16 protein-coding genes and 1 pseudogene are annotated in these 22,311 nt (G+C 55.3%); 11 read left to right on the plus strand and 6 right to left on the minus strand.

Annotated elements, in window-relative coordinates:
- Positions 1-26: 26 nt before the first annotated feature.
- From ACKGJP_RS02015 to ACKGJP_RS02025, 3 genes are all read left to right on the plus strand, one after another.
- Entirely contained in the window at positions 27-170 is a 144-nt protein-coding gene (locus ACKGJP_RS02015; protein ID WP_409344031.1) for a hypothetical protein, read from the plus strand.
- Positions 163-1,458, plus strand: coding sequence for a glycosyltransferase family 2 protein (locus ACKGJP_RS02020; protein ID WP_409344032.1), 1,296 nt, complete (start codon positions 163-165; stop codon positions 1,456-1,458). Before ACKGJP_RS02015 ends, ACKGJP_RS02020 begins: the two co-directional genes overlap by 8 nt.
- Positions 1,459-1,878: 420 nt before the next feature.
- Positions 1,879-2,430, plus strand: coding sequence for a GNAT family N-acetyltransferase (locus ACKGJP_RS02025; RefSeq protein ID WP_409344033.1), 552 nt, complete (start codon positions 1,879-1,881; stop codon positions 2,428-2,430).
- 114 nt (positions 2,431-2,544) lie between these two features.
- On the opposite strand, the gene ACKGJP_RS02030 is transcribed toward ACKGJP_RS02025, so the two are convergent.
- Both ACKGJP_RS02030 and ACKGJP_RS02035 read right to left on the minus strand, forming a co-directional pair.
- Positions 2,545-3,255, minus strand: coding sequence for a response regulator transcription factor (locus tag ACKGJP_RS02030; RefSeq protein WP_409344034.1), 711 nt, complete (start codon positions 3,253-3,255; stop codon positions 2,545-2,547).
- A 163-nt stretch (positions 3,256-3,418) separates the two neighbouring features.
- Positions 3,419-6,883, minus strand: coding sequence for a response regulator (locus ACKGJP_RS02035; protein ID WP_409344035.1), 3,465 nt, complete (start codon positions 6,881-6,883; stop codon positions 3,419-3,421).
- A gap of 160 nt (positions 6,884-7,043) precedes the next feature.
- Between ACKGJP_RS02035 and ACKGJP_RS02040 the strand changes: the two genes are divergently transcribed.
- A complete protein-coding gene (locus ACKGJP_RS02040; protein WP_409344036.1) occupies positions 7,044-7,322 on the plus strand; it encodes a hypothetical protein in 279 nt (92 codons plus the stop codon).
- A gap of 108 nt (positions 7,323-7,430) precedes the next feature.
- On the opposite strand, the gene cysK is transcribed toward ACKGJP_RS02040, so the two are convergent.
- Positions 7,431-8,360 (minus strand): cysteine synthase A, encoded by a 930-nt coding sequence (gene cysK, locus ACKGJP_RS02045; protein WP_409344037.1) that lies wholly within the window; start codon positions 8,358-8,360, stop codon positions 7,431-7,433.
- 258 nt (positions 8,361-8,618) lie between these two features.
- On the minus strand, positions 8,619-9,518 hold the full coding sequence (locus ACKGJP_RS02050; protein WP_409344038.1) for a helix-turn-helix domain-containing protein: 900 nt from the start codon (positions 9,516-9,518) through the stop codon (positions 8,619-8,621).
- A 193-nt stretch (positions 9,519-9,711) separates the two neighbouring features.
- Here ACKGJP_RS02050 and ACKGJP_RS02055 point away from each other — a divergent pair, with 193 nt between their 5' ends.
- From ACKGJP_RS02055 to ACKGJP_RS02065, 3 genes are read left to right on the plus strand one after another with little or no spacing between them, the layout of a single operon-like run.
- The gene (locus tag ACKGJP_RS02055) at positions 9,712-10,701 is read left to right on the plus strand and encodes a Gfo/Idh/MocA family protein (protein WP_409344039.1); all 990 of its coding nucleotides are present in this window, start codon (positions 9,712-9,714) and stop codon (positions 10,699-10,701) included.
- Between the two features lie 48 nt (positions 10,702-10,749).
- On the plus strand, positions 10,750-11,802 hold the full coding sequence (locus tag ACKGJP_RS02060; protein WP_409344040.1) for a Gfo/Idh/MocA family protein: 1,053 nt from the start codon (positions 10,750-10,752) through the stop codon (positions 11,800-11,802).
- A gap of 14 nt (positions 11,803-11,816) precedes the next feature.
- Complete coding sequence (locus ACKGJP_RS02065; RefSeq protein WP_409344041.1) at positions 11,817-12,650, plus strand: sugar phosphate isomerase/epimerase family protein; 834 nt, start codon at positions 11,817-11,819, stop codon at positions 12,648-12,650.
- A gap of 121 nt (positions 12,651-12,771) precedes the next feature.
- On the opposite strand, the gene ACKGJP_RS02070 is transcribed toward ACKGJP_RS02065, so the two are convergent.
- Complete coding sequence (locus tag ACKGJP_RS02070; protein WP_409344042.1) at positions 12,772-14,010, minus strand: CAP domain-containing protein; 1,239 nt, start codon at positions 14,008-14,010, stop codon at positions 12,772-12,774.
- A gap of 52 nt (positions 14,011-14,062) precedes the next feature.
- Positions 14,063-14,263 (minus strand): annotated as a pseudogene (locus ACKGJP_RS02075) (hypothetical protein); the annotation flags it as partial.
- Between the two features lie 629 nt (positions 14,264-14,892).
- Between ACKGJP_RS02075 and ACKGJP_RS02080 the strand changes: the two are divergent.
- From ACKGJP_RS02080 to ACKGJP_RS02095, 4 genes are all read left to right on the plus strand, one after another.
- Positions 14,893-15,564 carry a hypothetical protein gene (locus ACKGJP_RS02080; RefSeq protein ID WP_409344043.1) on the plus strand — a complete coding sequence of 224 codons (672 nt, stop codon included), beginning with the start codon at positions 14,893-14,895 and terminating at the stop codon, positions 15,562-15,564.
- Between the two features lie 139 nt (positions 15,565-15,703).
- Positions 15,704-16,231: a C40 family peptidase gene (locus ACKGJP_RS02085; protein WP_409344044.1), complete on the plus strand. Its 528-nt coding sequence runs from the start codon at positions 15,704-15,706 to the stop codon at positions 16,229-16,231.
- Positions 16,232-16,781: 550 nt separating this feature from the next.
- A complete protein-coding gene (locus tag ACKGJP_RS02090; RefSeq protein ID WP_409344045.1) occupies positions 16,782-18,227 on the plus strand; it encodes a hypothetical protein in 1,446 nt (481 codons plus the stop codon).
- A complete protein-coding gene (locus ACKGJP_RS02095) occupies positions 18,217-22,290 on the plus strand; it encodes a vWA domain-containing protein (RefSeq protein ID WP_409344046.1) in 4,074 nt (1,357 codons plus the stop codon). The genes ACKGJP_RS02090 and ACKGJP_RS02095 overlap by 11 nt, the downstream gene beginning before the upstream one ends.
- Positions 22,291-22,311 lie beyond the last annotated feature (21 nt).

A 22,311-nucleotide genomic window follows, 5' to 3' on the forward strand; every position in this document is an offset into this window, starting at 1 on the left:
AACGGCAAAGGAGCGTGGGGAGTCGGATGAATTATACGAGCTGGTTTATTCCGTTATGTATCGTCGTTTCCAGCCTGTTCGCGGTATCGATTGTGATCCTGACCGTCGCTACGCTGAGGTTTCGGGCCAAAGTAACGCGAAAGTACGATCGGGGGAGAGCGAATGGCTGAATGGTTTTTGTTGTTTTCCATTGTAAGCATTTGGATCGCCGTGTTGGAATCCATCGTCATTATGGCCGGAGCGATCCGGTTTATCTCCAGGCAAAATAGAACGCCCTTGGTCATTCCGAATCGTATGGATGATTTCCCGAACGTTACGGTCATGGTGCCGGCGCATAATGAAGAAGTCGTGATTGTCTCCACGGTGGAGCATATTTTGAAGCTGAACTATCCGGAAGATAAAGTGCAGCTTATCGTCATTGCGGATAACTGTTCCGACCAGACGGCTGCGAGGCTGAAGGCGCTGAAGGACAAGCCCGCGTTTCGGCATCGCAACTTTCATATTATGGAGCGGACGGGTACGGGCGGCAAGTCGGGTGCGCTGAATGACGCGCTTAAGCTTGCGACCGGCGAGTGGTGCTGCATTTACGACGCGGATGCGGCGCCGGAGAAGAATGCGCTTCTCTTCTTGACGCAGAAGGCGATGGAGAAGCCGGATTTATACGGAGCCGTATTCGGACGGAATAAAGCGCGTAACCGCAATCAAAATTTTTTGTCCCAATGCATCAACCTGGAACTGGTCACCGTTCAGCGCGTCCATCATACGGGACTTTGGGAGCTGTTCAAGCTGGGTACGATACCGGGCACCAATTTCATCGTCAAAACCGCGCTTATGCGCGAAATCGGGGGATGGGACGAGCAGGCGATCACCGAGGATACGGCAATTTCCTTCGAAATTCTGACGAGAGGCCAGCTGATCGCCCTCGCGCCGCAAGCGGAAGCGTACCAGCAGGAGCCCGAGAAGCTAAGCGTCTATATGAAGCAGCGCGGACGCTGGTCGAAGGGGAATTACCACGTCATCATGGACAACATTCACCATCTGTTCAACGCGACAAGCTGGCGGATCAAGCTTTTTATCCTCTATTATGCGGCGAGCTATTTTTGGTTCATGATAGCCATCATCATTTCGGATATCATTTTTGTCGCCAATATCGTTTATCAAATCGCGGCGCTGGTTAACCCTGATTTCGTTTCTCCTTTTTCGTTCTCGGGAGACGTCTATGTGTTTTTAATGATTGCTTGGGCGCTTATGTACTACATCTACGTGCTGCAAATCAATCTGGCCTTAGCGGCGGATATCGGGCAAAGCAACATTCGCAATTTTATCATTTCCTGCGTTTCGTATTTTACTTATGCGCAGCTGTTCTTGCTTATTTCAGTGAAGGCTTTTTACTCCTTGTGCGTGGACAAGATTGCCGGCAGACAGACGAAGTGGTATAAAACGCAGCGGTTCGACTAAGCGTGCATACAAAAAAAAGAACCCGCAAGGCAACGGGCCTTGCGGGTTAAGTATATATATATTATCAAAAGGGGGTCGTCTTTTATTATAGGCCCGTATCATTAAGGGAAGATGAAGAGAACATTTCATTTGTGTAACAAATCGAAGGAGAGGCGGCGCTGAAAAAAAGAAGTGCCCGCAAGCAACGGGCCTGCGGGCTAAAATATATATTATCAAAAGGGGGTCGACTTTTATTATAGGCTCGTTTCATTAAGGGAAGATGAAGGGAATGTTTCATTTGTGTAACAAATGGGCCGGCAGCCCGTTTAGGCTGTTTTTATCATTGGCCGCATTTCGTATCCGTCTGATTTAGCAAGACGTTTCGGTCTTTTTCTGGTAAGATGATTGGAAAAACTTTGAAATCGGACGGAGGCGGCTAAGATGCGGATGGAAACGGAACGGCTGATCATAAGAGATTATCGCGAGGACGATTGGGCGTCTGTGCACAGGTATGCGTCAAGTCCGCTAGTCGCCGTGCATATGTTGTGGGGGCCGAATACGGAGCAGGAGACGAGGTCTTTTCTTCAACAAACCGTCGCGTGGCAGCAAGAATCGCCGCGAACGGAGTTTGAGCTTGCGGTGACGCTCCGCGATAGCGGTCTTCTCATCGGCGGCTGCGGGCTGCATGCGGAGGACGGGAAGGGCGAGATCGGTTACTGCTTCCATCCGGACTACTGGCGGCAGGGCTACGGCTCCGAGTCGGCGCAGGCGATGCTGAGTCTCGGATTCGAGCAGCTGAAGCTGCACCGCATCTACGCCACATGCAGGCCGGGCAATACCGGCTCGGCGAAGGTCATGGAGCATGTCGGCATGCGTTATGAAGGCTTGCTGCGCGAGCATATCAGGGCCAAGGGCCGCTGGCACGACTCCCTGCTGTACGCGATACTGGACCGGGAGTTCGCGGAGCGTCAGGGCGCAACAGGGAACGGCTGATGTTCTATTGCAGATGGTAATCGACGGTCTGCGATGGATCGAATCCAATTGCTTTCCGACGCCAGCATGAAAAAATCGACCTCGGCGGAGTCGTTCCCGCCGGGTCGATTTCATTTAAAGCTCGAATTTATAGCCGACGCCCCAAACCGTCTTGATATGCTTCGGTTCCTTCGGCTCTTCCTCGATTTTTTTGCGGAGGTTCGCAATGTGGACGTCGATCGCCCGATCGGTGACGAAGGAGTCGAAGCCGCGCAGCGCGTTAATGAGGGATTCCCGGTTAAATACTTTACCCGGATTGGCGCAGAATAGCCGCATAATCTCGAACTCGGAATAAGTCGTTTCAATATGACGGTCGTTGACGTAAACGGCCCTTCGTTCGAGATCGAGCGAGATGGTCTCGTCTCCCCGCGGAACGGACTGCGCAAATTCCGGCTCTGCGAGCGCGGCTGCGGCCTGCGAGGTGAATTGGGAACGGCGGATCAGCGCCGTAATGCGCGCGCTCAGCTCCCGCATGCTGAACGGCTTGCAAAGATAGTCGTCCGCTCCGGCCAGCAGAGCGTCGATACGGTCGGTCACTTCCGTACGCATCGAGACGACAAGTATCGGTACGGTGGACACCTCCCGGATGCCGCTGCACAGCTGCGTTCCGTCCATATCGGGAAGCACCAGGTCAAGCAGCACGATATCCGGGTTTACGGACTCCAGCTCGGAAAGGCCTTGCTTGCCGTTCTCCGCCCTCGTCACCGCGTAACCCTCTTCCGACAAATACATCGACAGCATTTCGCCGATCATCGGATCGTCTTCGATCATTAACACTTTGTTCATTAGATTCCACCTTTTTTTAAACAAAATGTTAGGAAAGTGTGGTCGTCATCAGCCTTTCTTAACAAAAATCTAATATGATTCTAACGGCCTATAAATCTACTTGGAATAAATATACTATAAATAGATAGGAATCGTCTATAGAATCGTAAGTGTTAGAAAAGTGTCAGTGCCTTTCCGGAATGTCAAGCGTTTTGGCCGTTTGCAGCACCTCGAGAAGCGCATGTTCGACGGCTTCCAGGGTATCCGATTCGGCCATGGTATCCTCGTTATTCCGGCGAATGTCCGCTTCCAGCAGCTCGGCGGCGGCATAAAGGCGCTCTGCCGCCAGATTGCCGGCTGCGCCCTTTAGCGTATGGGCAAGTCTGCCGGCGAGCTTTCGGTCACCCTGCTGCAAAGCCTCCCTCAAACGAGGCATGAAATCGTCGTATTCCTTGCCAAAGGTTGCCGCCATCCGTTTAAAGATGCCGATCCTCCCATCGAGCCGCTGGAGCGCGAGCTCCAGGCGGATGCCTGCGAGCTGGGGCAGGGGAAGCGTTCTCTCCGGCGGTTCCGGGTGGTCGAGCTGCCGGCTTACGGCCTCGCCGGGATGAAGCCATTTGGCAATAACCTCAAACATTACGCCGACATCGATCGGTTTCGTGATCACGTCGTTAAAGCCGATCCGGTAATATTCCGCGTGATCTTCCTTCATAATATTAGCGGTCATGGCCACGATCGGCAAACGGTCGTAAGCGTGATCGGCGCGAATGACCTTCACCGCGTCGCAGCCGTCCATTTCGGGCATATGAATATCCATAAGCACGATGTCCCAGCTCGCCAGTCCGAGCTTCTCCAACGCCTCGCGGCCGGTGCCGGCCACCGTGACCGTAAAGCCCCTGCTTCGCAGCAGCTCTACCGCAACCTGCTGATTGATCGGATTGTCCTCCGCCAGCAAAACGGTTCCCGCAGATTCGCCCGTCGCCGCCGTTTCGTGGATATCCGGTGATGCCGCCTGAAGATGCTTTTCCCGTTTGCGGTCCAGCAGCGCCGCAATGGTCTGGAACAGCCCAAGCCGGCTGACCGGTTTGACGATAAAGGCGTCGGGCCGGTTGGCGGCTTCCATCCCTAACAGTTCTTCGCGGCCGTAAGCGGAAGTCATCGCCAGCGTGGCTGCACGAGCTCGAACGGCGGCTTCGTTCATCGCGATCCATGTATCCGCCCCGTACATATCGGGCGTCTCCATATCGAGAATAACGATATCGTATACGTCCGCCGCATCCGGCCTTTGCAGCAGCTCCAGCGCGCGCTTCCACGATTCGACGCTCGTGACTTGGAACGAGAGCGACTGCAGCATCGAACGAAGCTTGCTGCGCATCAGATCGCTGTCTTCCACGACTAGCGCGCGGCGGATCGCAGGCGGGCCGGGAAGCTTGAACGACCGCAGCTTCGCATTAGCGGGGAGCTGGAAGGTAAGTGTGAACGAGAACTGGCTGCCAACGCCTTTTTTGCTGTAGACCTCGAGCGTGCCGCCCATCATCTCGATGAAGCTCTTGGAGATGACGAGACCGAGGCCCGTTCCTCCATATTTGCGGCTCGTGGAGCCGTCCGCCTGCGTGAACGGCTGGAACAGCAGCGAAATCTGCTCCTCCGATAAGCCGATGCCCGAATCGATGACCATAAAGCGGATCGTAACGGCTTCCTCTTGCTCTTCCAGCACCTGGGCTTTGATGATAACAAAACCTTTTTCCGTAAATTTGATCGCGTTGCCGCATAAGTTAAGCAAAATTTGCTCCAGCCGCAGCGGGTCGCCGAGCAGCGCGTCCGGCAATTGCTCCGGAGTATCGACCACGACTTCGAGCTGCTGCTTGCCTAGCGTCACGCTGAGCGTATCCGCGCATTTCCGGAACACGTCGTCCAGCTGAAAGCGCACTTTTTCGAGAGCAAGCTTGCCGGCTTCCACCTTCGAGAAATCGAGGATATCGTTTACGATCCGCAGCAGGCTTTGAGAAGATTCGATGATTTTCTTCTGATAGTCCTCCTGAACGGACGTCATATCCGTCTTGAGCATCAGCTGGGATAATCCGATGATGCCGTTCAGCGGCGTCCGGATCTCATGGCTCATTCTGGCTACGAACCGGCTTTTGGCTTGGGTGGCCTCCTCCGCTTCTTTCTTCGCCATGACGAGCTCCTCTTGCGTCTCCTTCAAGGCGGTTATATCTCTGAAAATGTTGACATATCCCGTAATGTTCCCGTCGGCATCGATAATTTTGGTGGAATTGACCATAACGGGAATGCGGGTGCCGTTCTTATGGACGTACGTCCGTTCAAAGTCGATGGATAGACGCTCGCTTGCGGCATACTGCTCGAAATAGGAATCCGCATCCACCTCATAGCCGAGCCGGGCCGCCAGCTCCGCCGCCGCTTCAGCGAGTTCCTCCATGTCGTGATAGAACGGGATTTTCTTGATATGGTTAACTTCTTCCGCTTTATAGCCGAGCAGTCTCTCCGCCGTCTTGTTGAAATAGGTTACCGTCCAGCTCGCATCGGTGCATACGATCGCGTAATCGTTCTGATTGATGATGGCCTCCAGCCGCTCGAACAGCGTTCGGAGATGCTCCACCATGCCGTTGACGGACCGCGCCAAAGTTCCGATTTCGTCGTCCTTCTCCACGGCCACCGGCTTGACGTTCAGATTGCCGCCGGCGACCGCTTCCGTTACCCGAACGAGCCGTTCGATGCGGGAAACGATCGGATTCAGCACGATCAGGAGCAGGACGGCCATAACGAGCTCGGCAGCGCCGACCGTAATGAGCGTTTTGCGCAGCAGCGATTGCAGCGGCTTCTGGAACTCGCTGAGCTTCGTGTCGATGACGATGAACCAGTTCGTATCCGGCACGGGGGAAGCGAAGACGATCAGCTTTTCGCCCTGCTCCGTCTTTCGAAGGCCTTGACCCGTCTGAATCGCATTTTGAAGCGCTTCCTTAAGGGAGGAAGAGACGTTCAGCATGTTTACCTTTAAGATTTGGGACGAATCGGGGTGATACAGAACCGTTCCGTCCTTATGAATCATGTAGGCGGTGGACGTACTGCCGAGCCGGATGTCAAAATATTTGCGGAACGCTTTGTCGGCGAACATCGCCTCCGTCAATGCGCCCGAAACTTTGTTGTTCGCATTGAAAATCGGAACGATAAGCTTCAGCACGATCTGTGTCGGATCATCCGTGCTGTAGAGGGGCTGCTCGGCAACCGCCTCTTTACCGTTCATCGCTTCCTTGAATAAAATGTCGTCTCGGATGTTGAGCGTATTGCCGCTGGTCAACGGCATTCGCCCGGTTGTATCGACGATGCCGTAGGTGCGGACAAAATCGGCGCGCGCCTGCTCGTTCTCCAAATACAGCATCTGATCGTCGGGCTTTCCGAAGCGAATGAGATCCGTCCGGCTCATGACCTTCAGCTCGGCCAGGCGCGTCTCGATCCATGCCGACAGCTCGTAAGCATGAGAGCCTAACGTAGAGGCGGCGTTGCTTGTCAGAGAGTCCAACACATGCTGCTTGGCGGCCCGGTAGTTGAGCGTTCCTACCAGCATTAGGCAAACGCTAGTCAACAAGAGGAGCACGACCATGACCCTTATCCGCAAGGAAAGCTTCATAAAGTACCTCCGATGCATAAAAATGGTGCTTTCTCACTATTATAATGCTGTCGTCGAATTTTGTCAGAAAAGTGTGAAGGGATAAAGGACATATTCTAATGTGCGGCTCATATTTCCTTAAAACGTTTCAATTATGATAGAGAGGAAAGGGGGGGACTTCATGATTCCTTCAGTAGTAACCTTCAAAAACAAAGCGATTCAGGTATACCGCGTCGATCATAAAGCGAATCTGGAGATGCTGGTCAATAAATTGAAAGAAATGGAATACGACTTTGTCTTTCGCAAAAAGCTCAAGCGTATTCTTTCCGTCGACTTGGTCCGTGATGTCGCCATTTTCAAGTATAACGACGGAACGAAGCTGTACTTGGAATTGTCCCAGGGTGAAGCCGGGAAAAACGCCGTGCGCGAAGAAGGGATTTCCAAAAAGTCCTTTCAATAATGACCGACCCTGCTGTGTACACGATACGAAAACGAAAAAGAACCTTCATCCGCCAGCCGAACGCGGGATAGAAGGTTCTTATTTTTGCGCATAGGTGATGGGCGTACTCTACTGGTACAGATCGGCCGACAAGTAGCGCTCGCCCGTATCCGGAAGCAGAGCGACGATCGTTTTCCCTTTATATTCGGGACGCTTGGCCAGCTCGGCTGCGGCATGGACGGCCGCTCCGGAGGATATCCCGACGAGCAGTCCTTCGGTGCGGGCGAGGGTCCTGGCGGCTTCGAAGGCGTCGTCGGCGGATACGACCGCGATCCGGTCGATGACCGAGCGGTTGAACACCTTGGGCACGAAGCCGGCTCCGATGCCTTGAATCCGGTTCGATCCCGGCTTGCCTCCCGACAGAACCGGCGATTCGGCAGGTTCCACGGCGATCACTTCGATGTTCGGATTTTTGCTTTTGAGCGCTTCGCCGACACCGGAGATCGTGCCTCCCGTTCCCACTCCCGCGACGAATACGTCGATTTGTCCGTCCGTGTCCCGCCATATTTCTTCCGCCGTCGTGTCCCGGTGCGCGGCCGGATTGGCCGGGTTATCGAATTGCTGCGGAATGAACGAATGCGGGATTTCGGCCGCCAGCTCGTTCGCTTTGCGAATCGCGCCGCCCATTCCTTCCGCCCCGGGCGTGAGCACGACTTCGGCTCCGAGCGCCTTCAGCAAATTTTTACGCTCCGCGCTCATCGTCTCGGGCATGGTCAGAATCAAACGATAGCCTCTGGCAGCCGTTACGAAGGCAAGGGCAATGCCCGTATTGCCGCTGGTAGGCTCGATGATGACGGAATCCCGGGTAATGATTCCCTTCTCCTCCGCATCCTTGATCAGCGCGTAGCCGATCCGGTCTTTTACGCTTCCCGCGGGGTTGAAATATTCCAGCTTTCCGATTATCGTGGCTTCGAGACCGCTATGTTTGCCATATCCGGTAAGCTCCAGCATGGGCGTGTTTCCGATCAAGTCGGTCAAATTTTTGGCGATTTTGGACAAAACGGTTCCTCCTTCGTGGTTCAACATTTTCATTAAATGCCGATTTGGATGGTCGGTTTAATTGTAGTCCTTCAAAAAGCAATGTGCAAACGAAGCCGCCTTAAGCAAGCAAGCGCAAGGGAAACGCTCCCCGTTACAAACTGAAAAGCCTCCAAATCCTTGAATGAAAGGATGGAGGCTTTTTGGCGTGTCATTTGTATGCAAAAGCAAGGATAAGCGGGCGTTAAGTCAGCGCGTTCGCAGGCTTCGTCCCTGCCCCTATTCATTGCTGCGTACCAGCGCTTGCATGCTTCTGGCGTAGTCGCTGGGGGTCATGCCGGTCATTTTCTTGAAATCCTTCGAGAAGTAATGAATGCTGCTGTAGCCGAGCCGTTCGGCGATTTCCGTCATGCTGTTCGTCTCTTCCCGGATCATTACCTTGGCCCGCTCGGAACGGAGCTTGCGCACGTAATCGGAAATGCCGCAGCCGAATCTCTTTTTGAAGGCTTCGTACAAGTGCGTCCTGCTTACCGCGAAGGTGCGGCACAGCGTGCGTATCGATAGGTCGCCCTCCACATTCGCCTCGATATGGGAGAGGAGCCGGTCGACGACCGACTTCTCGCGGTTCTCCTGAGGGACGGCGGGCAGCTTCGGCGCGGGAGGGTTCGTCCCGGCTCTGCGCAGCAGCGATACGAGCAAGATTTCCAAATAATTTCGCACCATATGCTTGCTGCCGAGCGGCGCTTGTTCGTTGAAACGGAACGGTCCGATCCTGCGGTTTCGCTCGAGCGGAGGCGGCAAAAAGGCGCCGTTGCCTTCCCGGATCAGCTGCGACAGGACATGGCGCTCGTCTTCGTGAAGTCTGAAGGTACGGCGGGCGAGCTGCCGCATCGCAGCGGATCGGCATTCGAAGGAAAGAATCATGACGTTCGGAGGCGTAACGGGCTTCGTCTGGCTGCGCCGAATCACGTCCGGCGGGACGAACAGGCAGTCGCCCTGGCTCATGGCGAACGTTTCCGGCTCGGCGTAAAACTCCCATTCGCCCTTGTCCACATAGAACATTTGCCAGAAATCGTAGCAGTCCTGCATGCGGAAGCTTTTGGGCAGCTCGGCATAGTGAAAGCTGATGATGTTGTCCACGTTGACGATGCGGCTCAGCTTCAGTCTAGGCAAGTCCATGGCTCTGCACTCCTCCCGGCATCCGGTGACGGTTTATTGTTGTAAACATTCTCCGCTTTGCCGCCGTTTCCTGCCGCTTCAGTTCCGAACGAAAGAACAAATCGGCCTGCCCAAAACACAAAGATTTTGCAGGGCGTTCAAGCTATGATGAGTGCAGGTGCGCACCACCAGCAAATTAGCGGAGGGTATCGAAATGACAAAGAAAATTCGTACGGCGGTAGTCGGACTTAACATGGGTTTACGGCATGCTTACGCGTTTCACGAGTCGGAAAAAGCGGATTTGCGGTGGGTCGTCGATCTGGACGAAGCGCGCGCGAAATCTGTCGCGGAGGAGCTCGGCTGCGGGTATGCGACGGATTGGACCGCCATTGTGGACGACATCGACGCGGTCAGCTTGTGCACGCCCCACCAGCTTCATGCGCCGCAGGCTTTGCACGCGATCGCCGCAGGCAAGCATGTGCTTCTGGAGAAGCCGCTGGCCAATACGGAGGAAGATTGCTTGCGCGTTATCCGGGCGGCCGAGGAAAAGGACGTCAAGCTGATGGTCGCCTATGTGCTCCGCTACGTGCCGTCGATCGTTCGGCTGAAAGAAGTGCTGGACAGCGGCAAATACGGACGCGCGATCAATGCGAACTGCTGGATCGAAGCATTCCTGCCGCCGAATCCGGGAAGCTGGTTTGCCAGCAAGGAGAAGCTGGGCGGGGGCGTTCTGTTCAGCCATGGCTGCCACTACGTCGATCTGATGCTGTGGTTTTTCGGCAAGCCGGACCGGGTAACCTCGCTGGGCACGCGCTGCGGAACGGAATGGATGGAAGGAGAGGGGACATCGCATGCCACCATCGCTTTCGAGAGCGGTACGCTCGGCCACGTCAGCTGCAGCTGGGGCATCAAGCACGCTGCGCCTCCCGCTTTGTTCCACATCCATACGACGGAAGGGCTGATTACCCTTTCGAGGGATTTGCTCAAAATCGAGGCGGTTACGGATAAAGGGCGCGAAACGGTTTATGAAGAAGATCCGGCGGCCTATTCAAGCAAGAGCTCTACGACGAAATACGAAATCGAGCATTTCCTGACCTGCATCGACGAAGGACGTGAGCCGGAGACGAACGGCTGGGACGCGCTGCAATCGCATCGGACGATCTGGGCGATGTACGCCTCCGAAGGCGTAAAGGTGAAGGTATAGAAGATTTGTTTAAAAGATAGCAGCGTTCATGCTGGAGGAGGAATGGCTATGTTGAAAGTAGGCATCATCGGTTGCGGATTAATGGGCAGCCTGCATGCGCGCACGCTGCGCCAAATGCCGGGCGTGCAAATCGCCGCGCTTTACAACCGGTCGCGCGACAAGGCCGAGCATCTGAGCAAGGAATTGGGCGGACAAGTATATGACAGCTACGAGGAGCTGCTCGAACAGGAGCTGGACGCCGTTTGGGTCGCGACGCCCGATCATCTGCATACGGACATCTCCATTGCGGCGCTTGAAGCAGGGAAGCATCTGTTCCTGGAGAAGGTCATTGCGACATCGCCGGAGGACGGCGCCAAAATCATAGCCGCGAGCGCCAAGCGGCCCGATCTGATCGCCATGGTCGGCTACCCGCTGCGCTTCGCCCCCGGCTACCGGAAGATGAAGGAGATTTTGTCGCGGCCGGATGCGGGGAAGGTGCTGCAGGCGTGGTCGATGCGCACTCATTTTCTCGTGCCGACGCAGCGGGTGTATGACAAGTACCGGGATCACTACTACGATACGCCGAACTGGTATTTCGACGGGAGCGACAAGGCAGGCCCCATTTACTCCCATGCCTCGCATGATTACGATCTGCTGCATTGGTACGGCGGCGATATCGAGAGCGTTTTTGCGTACGGCGCGAACAGCCCTGCGGCCGGAGGCGTCACCGATGCGTTTACGCTGGCGGTCCGCTACAAGAGCGGCGCGATCGCTAGCGTCAGCACCCCCTGGGTGACACGTGTCGAGAATGACGCCACGGGAGTCGCGACGGAGCGGCTGACCGTGGTCAATACGAACGGCGAAGTGCGCTTGAAGGACGACAACGGGCCGGAAGAGCGGATTTCGTTCGCCGAGAACGACATGTGGGAGCAGTTGAACGGCCATTTTGTCGCTTGCGTCCGCGAGAACCGTCAGCCGCTCGTCACCCTCGAAGACGGGCTTCGCGCGATTGCCGTTTCGGAGGCGGCGATCCGCTCGCTGCGCGAACGGCGGGAGGTGGCCGTCGATTACGGTCCGTCCGCGTCCAGACGGGAAGCGGCCAGCGGGGAGAGCGGAATATGATCAAGCTGACTTGCATGACTTGGCCCTACACGGCATTTTCATTCGAGCGCGCGCTCGAAGGCATTGCCGGCGCCGGTTACCGCTATGTGGCCTTTGGCTTGCCGCATGAAGGGAAGGAGATCCCGGAGCATGGGGACGATGCCGAGGCGAATGCGATCGTCGGGCAGCTGGAGCGGTTCGGGCTGAAGGCGGCGATGCTGGTGGGCACGCCATGGCTCGCGCCGGGCCAGCCGTCCAGCCGTGCGGCCCGATTGTTTGCCTTTGCGAAGATGGTCGGCGCGGACGAAGTGATCAGTCTCGGGACATGGGGCTACCGACGCTTCCCGGATGAGCCCTTTGCCGAGAGCGAGCGTGCGTCGGCCGATGATGCCTTCGCAGCGCATTTCCGGTTGGTGGCGGCCGAGGCGGAGCGCGCCGGCTTGACCGTGACGGTGAAGCCGCACACGGGCAATACGGCTACGGCGGACATACTGAAGCGGACGCTGGCCGCCATCGGCTCGCCTGCCGTGAAGGCGTCCTACGATCCGGGCAACGTCCGTTTCTACGAAGGGATCGATCCTGCCGCAGACTTTACGGCGATTGCTGACCAAACCGTATCGATGATCGCGAAGGACCATCGCGGCGGCCGGGCAAACGCCGATTTTCCGGTACCGGGCAAGGGCGATGTCGATTTCCCGGCAATATTCCGCACGATGCGGTTAACCGGGTTTGCGGGCCCGATCGTCGTCGAGCGGGTCGACGGGACGGACGGAGGCGCGCTGACCGCGGACGAGATCGACCGCCGTCTTGCTGAGGCCCGCGGCGGGCTGGCGAAGCTGCTTGCGGATGCCGGGCTGGCGGCGGAATAGGTAGTTTGGGCTGTGGTTGCTGATGGCAAGGCAAAACGAAAACCCCTTGTAGAGGGACGGCGTTCGACCGGTTTCGGTCAGCGTCTCCGTATGCAAGGGGTTTTGCATGCCGTTATGCGGGTTAACGCATCGGGGTGTAGAAGTTCTGCGTATAGTAAAGGCTCATATCGCCGCCAAAATGGACGCCGACGCCAAGCCGCGCGATATCGGACAGCAGATTATTGCGGTGTCCGAGCGAGTTCATCCAGCCCGCATGGGCATAAATCGCGTTGCGCTGCCCTGCGGCGATATTTTCCGCGGCTTGCCGGTAGATGATTCCGTTAGCTTTCATCCGATCGAAGGGAGATTCTCCATCCAAGTTCGTATGGTCGAAATAGTTTCGCTCCGCCATATCTTTGCTATGCTTCCTGGCGGTGTCGGCCGCCTTGTCGTCCCATGCGAACGGCGCCAATCCGAAACGCGCCCGCGACGCATTCGCGAGATCCAGGCTTTGCTTCTCAAAGCTGCTGCGCAGCTCTTTGCTGTAAGCCGGGTAATAGGTTTGCTGCGAATCTTCCACCGCTTGATCCACCAGTTGAACCGCTGCCGCCGTATTGTCCTTATGCTTGTCGAAGAACAAGGTTACATAGCTGCCGTCCGTCTTGTAAACGGCAATCTCGTTCTTATCGTGCGAATCTATCGTGTTTCCTTTGACGACCCGGATGGATTTCCCGTAGATCGCTTCGGCGTCGGCCGCCTTGGTGCCGATCTTCACGCCGCTGCTCGAGCTCCAGTTATCGGCATTGGAGAATAGAGCGACAACCTTGCCCGCTTGTATGCCGACCTGCACATAGTCTTTGTAATCGCCGTTGTAAATGTACCAGCGGAAGCCGTATTCGCTCGCATCCTTGCGGGCGGGCTGTCCGCGCTTGGCGATAACGGATGCTTCCGTTTGGCCGAGCTGCAGGCCGCCTACCGTAAACGCCGCGGCCGCAGCCGGAGCTCCGGCAGGGCCGTCCGTAACGGTCGTCCCTTTGTCCTTCATGTTCTTGATGAATTGAACGGCCTCAGCCCGCGTCAGGCGGTCGTTCTGCCCGAAGCCGTCGACGGTGTCGTCCGTCTTCCCGCTGGCGAGCCCTTGAGCCAGAAGGAAGCGAATCGAGCCGTCGACCGAATCCTGCTTGCCTTGCGTAGTCGTAATGAGCTGCGCCACGTTGCCGCGGTTGAACTGATCGGGCGACGTCACTTGGCGCACGGCCCAGCGCTTCTCGCCGGCTACGCGGTAGTATGGCGCATACCACGGTTCGCCGGCGCCGGTGGCGCCCGGCTGAATGTCGGGATACGCGCGAAGCAGCATCGCCAGGAATTCCGGCTCCGCCACCCGGCTTGTCCGGCTGGAACGTGCCGTCTTCGTAGCCGTCGACGATCCGCTGCGTCACCGCCCAGCGGATCGTGTCCGACGCCCAATGGGTTAGCGCGTCGCGGAACGAGCCGGCGGGATTGGGCAAGCTCGTTCCGCTTGCCGCGTTGGCCTGTTGAGCCGCCGGTAGCCCGGACAAGCTCGCGGCCGTAATCGCCGCCGCCGACAGGATCGAAAGAAGCATACGCTTCGGTCTTGTTGTTTTCATGTTCATCGTCGACACACTCCTTTACGGACAATATTCGACAATAATCGAGTTATTCCTTCCGTAAGCGGGGTGGAGAGGCAGTATTTGGCTCGAGGGGAAATGTTGCTGCTCAGGGCCCTATTCTATGCGTCCCGTCCAACCGGCACGCACAATAGAATCATTCGTTTGCCGCAAAAGATGCTCTTCACCAATAAGTAACTGGAAAAGTTCCAGCTTCTTTCGGCAGTTTGATCCGAGGTTCGGCACGAACTGGATATTCTCCATCTCATTCCGCATGATATGTACCGCAGATGGGGTATTCTCAGAATGAACGGCAGGTTTTCCAGTTAGATGACGTTACGAAGCCCCTAGAATAACATTTAACAGCATGTTTTCCAGTAGGGCAGTGGGTAAAGGGCAGAGAAATCAAGATTTTGTACCGTTAAGGGAAATCTGCTAAATATAAGGTTTTTTACGGTATAATTTAGAACAGACGTTCAAATAAAGGGGTTATCGCATGGATCGGGGCAGTACGGCAAAGTGGATAGAGGCAGGAAAAGCACTGGCAACTAATCCTTTCGCGAAGGTTCCGTGCCCGGAATGCGGAGACGAGGATCGAGACCAATAGGATAGGGATGCCCAGGGGGAACGATAATATGGAGCTTCAGAAATGGAGTGCGCTGAACGAATGGCTAAGCGTGGATGCGAGCGAGCTTGAAAGCAAGCTCGAGAGGGTGCAGAGTCTAATTTCCGGCATGGATATTTCGGAGCAAATGACGATTCATGCATCCTTGTCGAAAGAGGCGCTGCGCGGGTTGTTTTCCATACGAGACCGCATCACGCTTTCTCTTGATACGGTGGAACTCGTTGTCTGGACTTACTTCAAACAGCGGGTGCAGGAAAACGAAGATAGGCTTAACGACGAATGGGAAACAAGCTTGGTCGAAGAGTATAAAGCCAGCCGGAATATAGCGCTAGAAAGCCTAATTATCGGACTTCTCAAAAGAGATCGTATACCGCCGATGCAGCTGGAACGGCTCGAAAGCACATTCTCCTGCAAAGCCTTTCAAAAAGAGGCGGCGGCTTTTAGAGCCAGAAGCGTTGTCGGAAGCGGCGGCATGCTGTCGGAAGACCAGGTACTGCGTTTGATGGAGCGTAAGGCCTATGCTGCGCTGGCATTCGCGATGGACAACAAGGCCTTGACTCAGGAGGCGCTGGGACTTTTTTCCATGCCGGAAAAGTGTGCCGAGGACAGGAAAGCGAAGCAATCGCTTTTTGAGAAGGCGCAAAAGCTTCTGGACAAAAGCGAAGACAGCCCAAGCGGTTGAAAGGAGTCGAAGGGGATTTCAACTCCCGTCGAATATTCCAATTTATCCTATTATATGAATTATTTTAATAAATACCACTTACTAGAACATATGATATACTACTCCCAGTAACACCACCAATGACCACTGGGAGGACATCATGAAGAAACGCAACTTGCTAACTAGAACCATTGTCGGTGTAGGCTGTCTCTCATTGCTTTTGACGTCCGGACTTGTCGCGGCTCCGAATTCGGCTTATGCGGCCACGGGAACTACCGCGGCGATCGCGTCCACATCGTCTGCCAAAGCGGATAAAATTATCGCACTGGCTCAATCGCTGAAAGGAAAAGTCAGCTACAAATACGGCACGAACGATCCGAAAAAGCTGATTTTCGATTGTTCGTCGTTTACGAAATATGTTTTTGCTTCTCAGGGCGTATCGCTGAAATGGGGCTCGAGCGCGCAAAGCAAGCAGGGCACATATGTTTCGAAGAGCAACCTGAAGAAGGGCGATCTTATCTTCTTGAGCGTAGGCACGCCGGGTAAAATCAACCACGTCGGCATCTACATGGGGAATGGAAAGTTTATACATAACACCATCGGGAAATCGGTGAACGGCATCGTCGTCAGCGATTTGAACTCGGCTACCTATTCGAAGCGGTACATCACCGCCAGACGGGTATTGTAGCATTTTGAGAGGGGACGAGTCCTCTCTCTTTTTTTGTTGGTATGAGAGTTTCTTACATCTTGCCTAGCTGCAAGGTGTTTTTTTGCGTTGATAGCAAATGAACAGGAGATGCGGGACGGAGGGTTTGAGAATAACGGATTTTCGAGGCGCTAATGTTCGATGGACTTCGTTTGGTGGCATATAAGGCCCTGAGAGTCCGCTATCGCCGGTCTCTCGGTCCCCGTTCACTGCTGTTTCATGTAAATAGGCCGCTAACTACCTGTTGGATGGTTATTCTCCTGTAATTTTGTGACGGAAAGAGGGGCAGCTGATTATGGAATAAAATCGTTGTCGAATCCAGTCGTTACCATGTAAAATTATGCTATTCGTTTTGTTTTAGGGTCGATAGTCCTAGCCAACTTCAGGAGATGAGCAGCCTAGTATGATTTGTCCGAAATGTCAGACGGAAAATAAGAGTAATAAGTTTTGCAAAGTATGCGGTAATCCGCTTGGGACCGTACAAGCGGATTCGACACATAGCGAAGAAGTAGAGTTGGAAGCGGTATCAAACATGCATGCAGAGCGCGAGGCACATGAGCAAGCAGAGCAGGCGGAGGGGCAGACGCAAACGGCCCCTGTCCCTGTGCCCGAATTTCCGCATAAGAAGAGGAGGTTAGCGGCTTGGGCCGTCGGGGCAGCGGGCGGACTCTTATTGTACGCTTGCGCGATCGCATTCTCTCTTCTATGCGGATGGATCGGCAGCGGCAGCGTTTTGAAGAGCGACTTGGTCTATCATCTTCTAAAAAATGTAGTAGGCTACACGGCCGAACAGGCCGCCTATTTTACAGAGGATTTACGGCTCGGGATTTGGAGTCTTTTACTCCACACGCATGGGGGGGTGTATGAGGGAATGCTGACGCAGACGCCGGGAGATGCGGTCAGCACATGGATGGTTAAGGTTCCGTTCGTTACGTTCAGCCTTATTTTGCAAGCCGGATTGATAGCATGTCTTCGGGTTTTCCAAAGGCTCCCTTATGTCAAAGAGCGGCAAGGGGACGCACAGAAAGCGATTCAGCTTGTCGTCTGCGCATTCGTTTATGCGGTGCTCGTCACCGCCACCTTGATGCTGAGCGCGCCTTCGTCCACCTATACGCTCGGAACGGCTGCATACAAGCTTCGATTAAGCGTTTCGTTCTGGGATGCAGGCTGGAAATCGTTTGTACTGGCGGCTGTCGCTGGCTTGATCGGGTACGGCCCCTGGGCACTGCTGCGTACTAATAAGTTGACGGAGTGGCTGAAAGGATTTAAGAAATTCGCCATCATGCTCGGCGCCTTTTATGCGCTGGTGATGGCCTTAACCGTTACGAGCTGGGTTGTTTCCGAACGGACGAACCTGCAAAACTCGGATATGCTGACGATGGGCTCGATATGGAGCCAGTATCGGACGGACCCGCTCACTTACGTTCTGCTTCCGGATATCTTGCTTCGCGAACAGCTTTACTCGCTGGGCGCGAATTGGCACGTGTCCGGGCAAGATATGGCTCATTTATTGGATGCCAAGTATCCGTTCACATTGAACGCCATTACGGGCGTCTCGATACAGCCCGGCGCACAAGCTTCGGTCCAGAAGGGACAGCCGGCGGCGCCGGAGCAGGAAAAATGGGGGCGGTCATTGGAAAGCGCGCTGCAGTTCAGTTGGTTTAATGCGGCGCTGCTGCTTGTGTTCCTGTTTGCACTCGCTCAGTTGGCGATTCGAAAAGCAGGAACCTATCTGATTTCTGCGGGGCTCGTTACCGGATTGTTTACGCTATTCGCCGAATGGTCATCCATCCGCTTATGGAAATCCAATGCGGGCGGAGACGGAAGCTTGGTTGCCGCCGGTTGGATAGGCTTTGAATGGAGCAATGTTTTGACGGCATTTTCTGTAGTCGCTTTTGTATTTCTCGGGGCATCGTTTGCCGTGCAGTCGTTCATGCAGCGAAGCGTGAAGGGGGCGGACATCACGCATGGGCGCTAATATCTGGTTAACGGGGACGCTCGTTACATTTATCGTGCTGGCGCTTTCCGCGCTTGCGGTTACGCTGGCGTTCAAGTGGTACAGGCCCGAACGATTGCTGTTGAAGGGCGTCCCGGTACTGATCGTAACGCTTGCGGTGATGTCGCTCGCCGCCTTCTCCATACTTAGGGAACGGCCGCTGCTTGAGGCAGCCGAAGGGTCGGCGAATCTCGAGCTCTATAAGAATGCTTATTGGCTTGTAAACGAAGAGGCCGATTTTACTTTATCCCTCTCGAAAAAAATGTGGGAGCAATCGCCGTCGGCAGATACGAAATTCATCATGGGGCTCGCCTATTGGAAAAGCGGGCAAGCCGGGCAGGCAGGAGCTTTGCTGCGGGAAGCGAAGGAGCAAGCGAAAAGCGGCGACTTCGTCAAAGCGGGTGAGATCGACAAGCTGCTGGAGTCGCTGCCCGCCGCTCCCGTTGCGGCGTCGTCGACAGCGGCATCGTCAGCTTCGTCGAACACCTCGTCGTCGCCCGTGCCGTCCGCTTCCCCATCGCCTTCGGGCAAGGGCCAGACGGCTGCGCCGTCCGCTTCGTCGCCCGTCCAAGGACAACCGGCTGCCTCATCGGCGGCACCGTCCGTGCCGCCGTCCGTGCCGAGTCCCTCCCAGAGCGCAGCGCCGGCCTCCCCTAAACCGGCGGACACGCCGCCTCCGGCATTTATCGGAGATGCCAAGGCAGCGGCGGAAGCCCTTCTGGACAGAATCGACAAACAAGCCGTGCTTATGCCGAATGAGCGAAAAGCGGCGGCGCTGCTCGATACGGACAGGATGGATTACGTGCTGAAGGAGAAGCCTTCCCGCGCTAAAGACGCGCAAGCCGAAGTTCAGGCGGTGTTCGCGGAATCGGCGCAATCCGCTTCGGATTCCCCCGTATTCCGGGAAGCTGTCGCAAGGGCGGCCATCTATCTAGGGGATACGACCGTCGCGGAGAAGCTGCTGATCGGCCTCGTGAGGGACTACCCGGCGCTGAAACAGCCGCTGCTGCTGCTCAGCGAGCTTTACGTAAGCGGTAGGGTGAAGCAGCCGAATCCGCAAATTAACGAGCTGCCCCAATACAAGCAGGCCAAAATCCGTGCGGAACGGGAGCAGCGGAACCGTTTGCGGGAATGGGCGAAGCAGGAAAGAACCGGCAATGCGGAGAGCGCCAAGGTCGTCTCCCAGCGTATAAGCGAGCTGCGAAATACGCTCAACATCGGGACGCATCTGGCTTACTCGCTGCTGGAACCGATTGTTTCCTCCAAGGACCCGCAAGTCCGTTATTTGCTCGCCAAATATTACTACATGACGCATGAGGAGCAGAAATCGGCCGATCAGATTCATGCAATTATGGATGAGCCGGGCAAATTGACCGTTCCGCAGCAGTATTACGTGCAAGCGCTGCAGACGCTGCCGATCGATTCGGCGCGGTTGACGGTCGATCAGCTCCAGCAGAAAAACAAGCTGACAAGCGACGTCTATAACAGCTTTAAGACGCTGGACGGCAAACGGCTCAAGGACGCTCCGTTAACCGATGACGAGCGAAGCTTCTCCGTCCATCTAAGCAATGAGCTGATCCACTTAAACAAGAAGCGGATCCGAATTTCCTCCGTGCAGGCGGAGGCCGACGGAAAAGTCGAACTGTATGTCACGGCTGAAAATATCGAAGAGTTAAGCAAATCATCCATACAACTGAACGATACCGGCGAGAAAATAAGCGATTTTCAGGTGGAGAAAGTGAGCGAATCCAGCGCCTATAAACGCTCCGTCATGATGGTGATGGACCGCAGCGGCTCCATGCAGGGACAGCGCATCGACACGGCGAAGCTGGCCTCGCAAAATTTTGTCGAGCATCTGAAGAAAAACGAGCGTACGGGAATGATCGTATTTTCGACTGACAGCAGCATGCTGCATCCGCTTTCGGACGATAAGGGGGCCGTTTCTCAGGCTATTGCGACCGTTAAGGCGGAAGGCGGAACCAACATCGCGCCCGCTTTTCAAGCGGCGATGGATGCGGTCGGCAAGGAAGCGGGAGAGCGCGTCATCTTCATGCTGTCGGACGGGGAGGACCCCAATTTCTCCATCCCGGAGACGAGGCAAGCGATCATCAGCCGGGCGAACGAGGAAGGCATTACGATTTTCGCGATCGGCTTCGGCGCCGGGTACGAAACGCTTCGCGACGTAGCGGAAGGAACCGGAGGCAAATATATCGCGGCTGCGGGATTGGAGGACCTGATCGGCAGCTTTGCGGAAATCAGCAAGACCATGGAGCGTTCCTATAAGATTTCGTACACGCTTAGTCCGATGAAGGAAGGCAAGCATACCGTTCGTATGACAGGCCCTTCGGAAGCGTCGGCGTCGAAGGAATACGTGATAGGAAGCGGCGCCGTTTTTGCGAACGAGGGGGATGCCGGCGGCGGACCTGCTGTCGTGAAAGCGGACGGTGTGCGCATCGACGAAGCGAATCCATCGAGGCTAATCGCTTCCGGGACAGGTACGACCCGTGTGCAGTTTACGGGGTACGGACTCGATAAGGTGACGAAGGTGACGATGGATAACAAGGATATCCGCTTCGACCGCAGCGGGGCCGAACAGATCGCTATTACCGTAAGCAATAATCAGTCCATAGGAGCTCATCGCATCGTCTTCACCGCATCGGATCTGAGCGAAGCTCAGTATTTTCTGTCGGTCGCGCAGTCGGCTAACCAGGATTCGCGCTCGTTCGGCTATGCGACTGTATACGGCGATTTTATCGAGACGAAGGACACCGGCATCCGATTCGTCGGCAGCGCATCGATCGACCATTTCATCTACGATCAATCGGGCGAAATGACGCTTACGAACGAGAAAGAGCTGACGTTCACGGGCTTGAAGGCGGATGTGAACGGGGTTAAACGGGGCATCACGATCACCGAATGGATCGGCAAAGAACGCAAGGGCCAGGACACCGTCCGCATGGAGCGCGACGAGCTCGGCAAAACGTTCAAGCTGTCCAGGCGGGGCTACAGCGAAGCAATTGTCGATAACTTCGGGCTGGAATTGAGGTTGAAGCCTGAGCTTACTTACGAGGCCAAATTTGCCAAGGACGACGGTACTCTGAAAATGCAGGGCGGGCTGAAAGGGATGGCCACGCTGCATGATTTGAACAAAAATGCTAGCGATAAGCTGAAGAAGCTGATCAGGTTTACACCGACCGATATCGGCATCGAGCTTAGCTATGAACCGAAGAGCATCGAGTTCAAGGGAGAAATCGAAATGTCCGTTGCCCTCGCATCGATGGCAGAGGCGAACAATATTAAGGCCAGTATCCAATTCGACCCTTACAAAAATAAGCTCGTGCTGGCCGGAGAGACGGAGAAACTGAATATATTCAAGTTCAGTTTGGATAAAATCGGGTTGGCGAAGTTCGGTGCGGAAGTGGGCTGGGAGAACCACTGGTTTCCAAAGCGGTTAGGTGTCAACGTGGAAACGACCAAAGGCGTGAAGCTTGGCGCAACGGGACTGGAGCTGAAGGAAGTGTCGCTGCTTGCGGACTGGAGCTCCTCAGGCGAAGGTAAAATCGGCCTCGGTGTCGGGACGACTGCAGACCAGCCGGTGAAGAAAGCCATTCAAATGATCAACCGTATTCCGTTCATCAAAATCGATGAGAATGACGCGTGCCTGGTTTGTTTAGACGGAGAAGCGCAGGTCAAAAACATCGGAAACCCGGACTGGTCGTTTAACGGCAAGCTGGAAGCGAAGGCGCTTGGATTTTCCCTGCAAGAGAGAACCGTTTACTTTGACATTAACGAGGTAACGTTCGGCGCCAAAATCGAGCCGATCGGCTTTGAAGGCAATGCTTCGGTCGTATGGCGCGATCCCGACTTCAAGGAACGAACCGCATTGAAGTTTTTCGGCAACGTGGACCGGCTGAAAGTAACCGGCAAGCTTGCGATCGTGTTCGTCCCGGCTCAATTCGATTATTCGTTCATCGATTTCGAAGCGAATGTGGGGCCGTTCGATCCGCATTTCCGGATTGGCTCGGACCTTGACGTGATCAGGTGACAGGAGAAGGCAAGCGACCCG

It is taken from the genome of Paenibacillus litoralis (assembly GCF_046244365.1).
Classification (GTDB): domain Bacteria; phylum Bacillota; class Bacilli; order Paenibacillales; family NBRC-103111; genus Paenibacillus_V.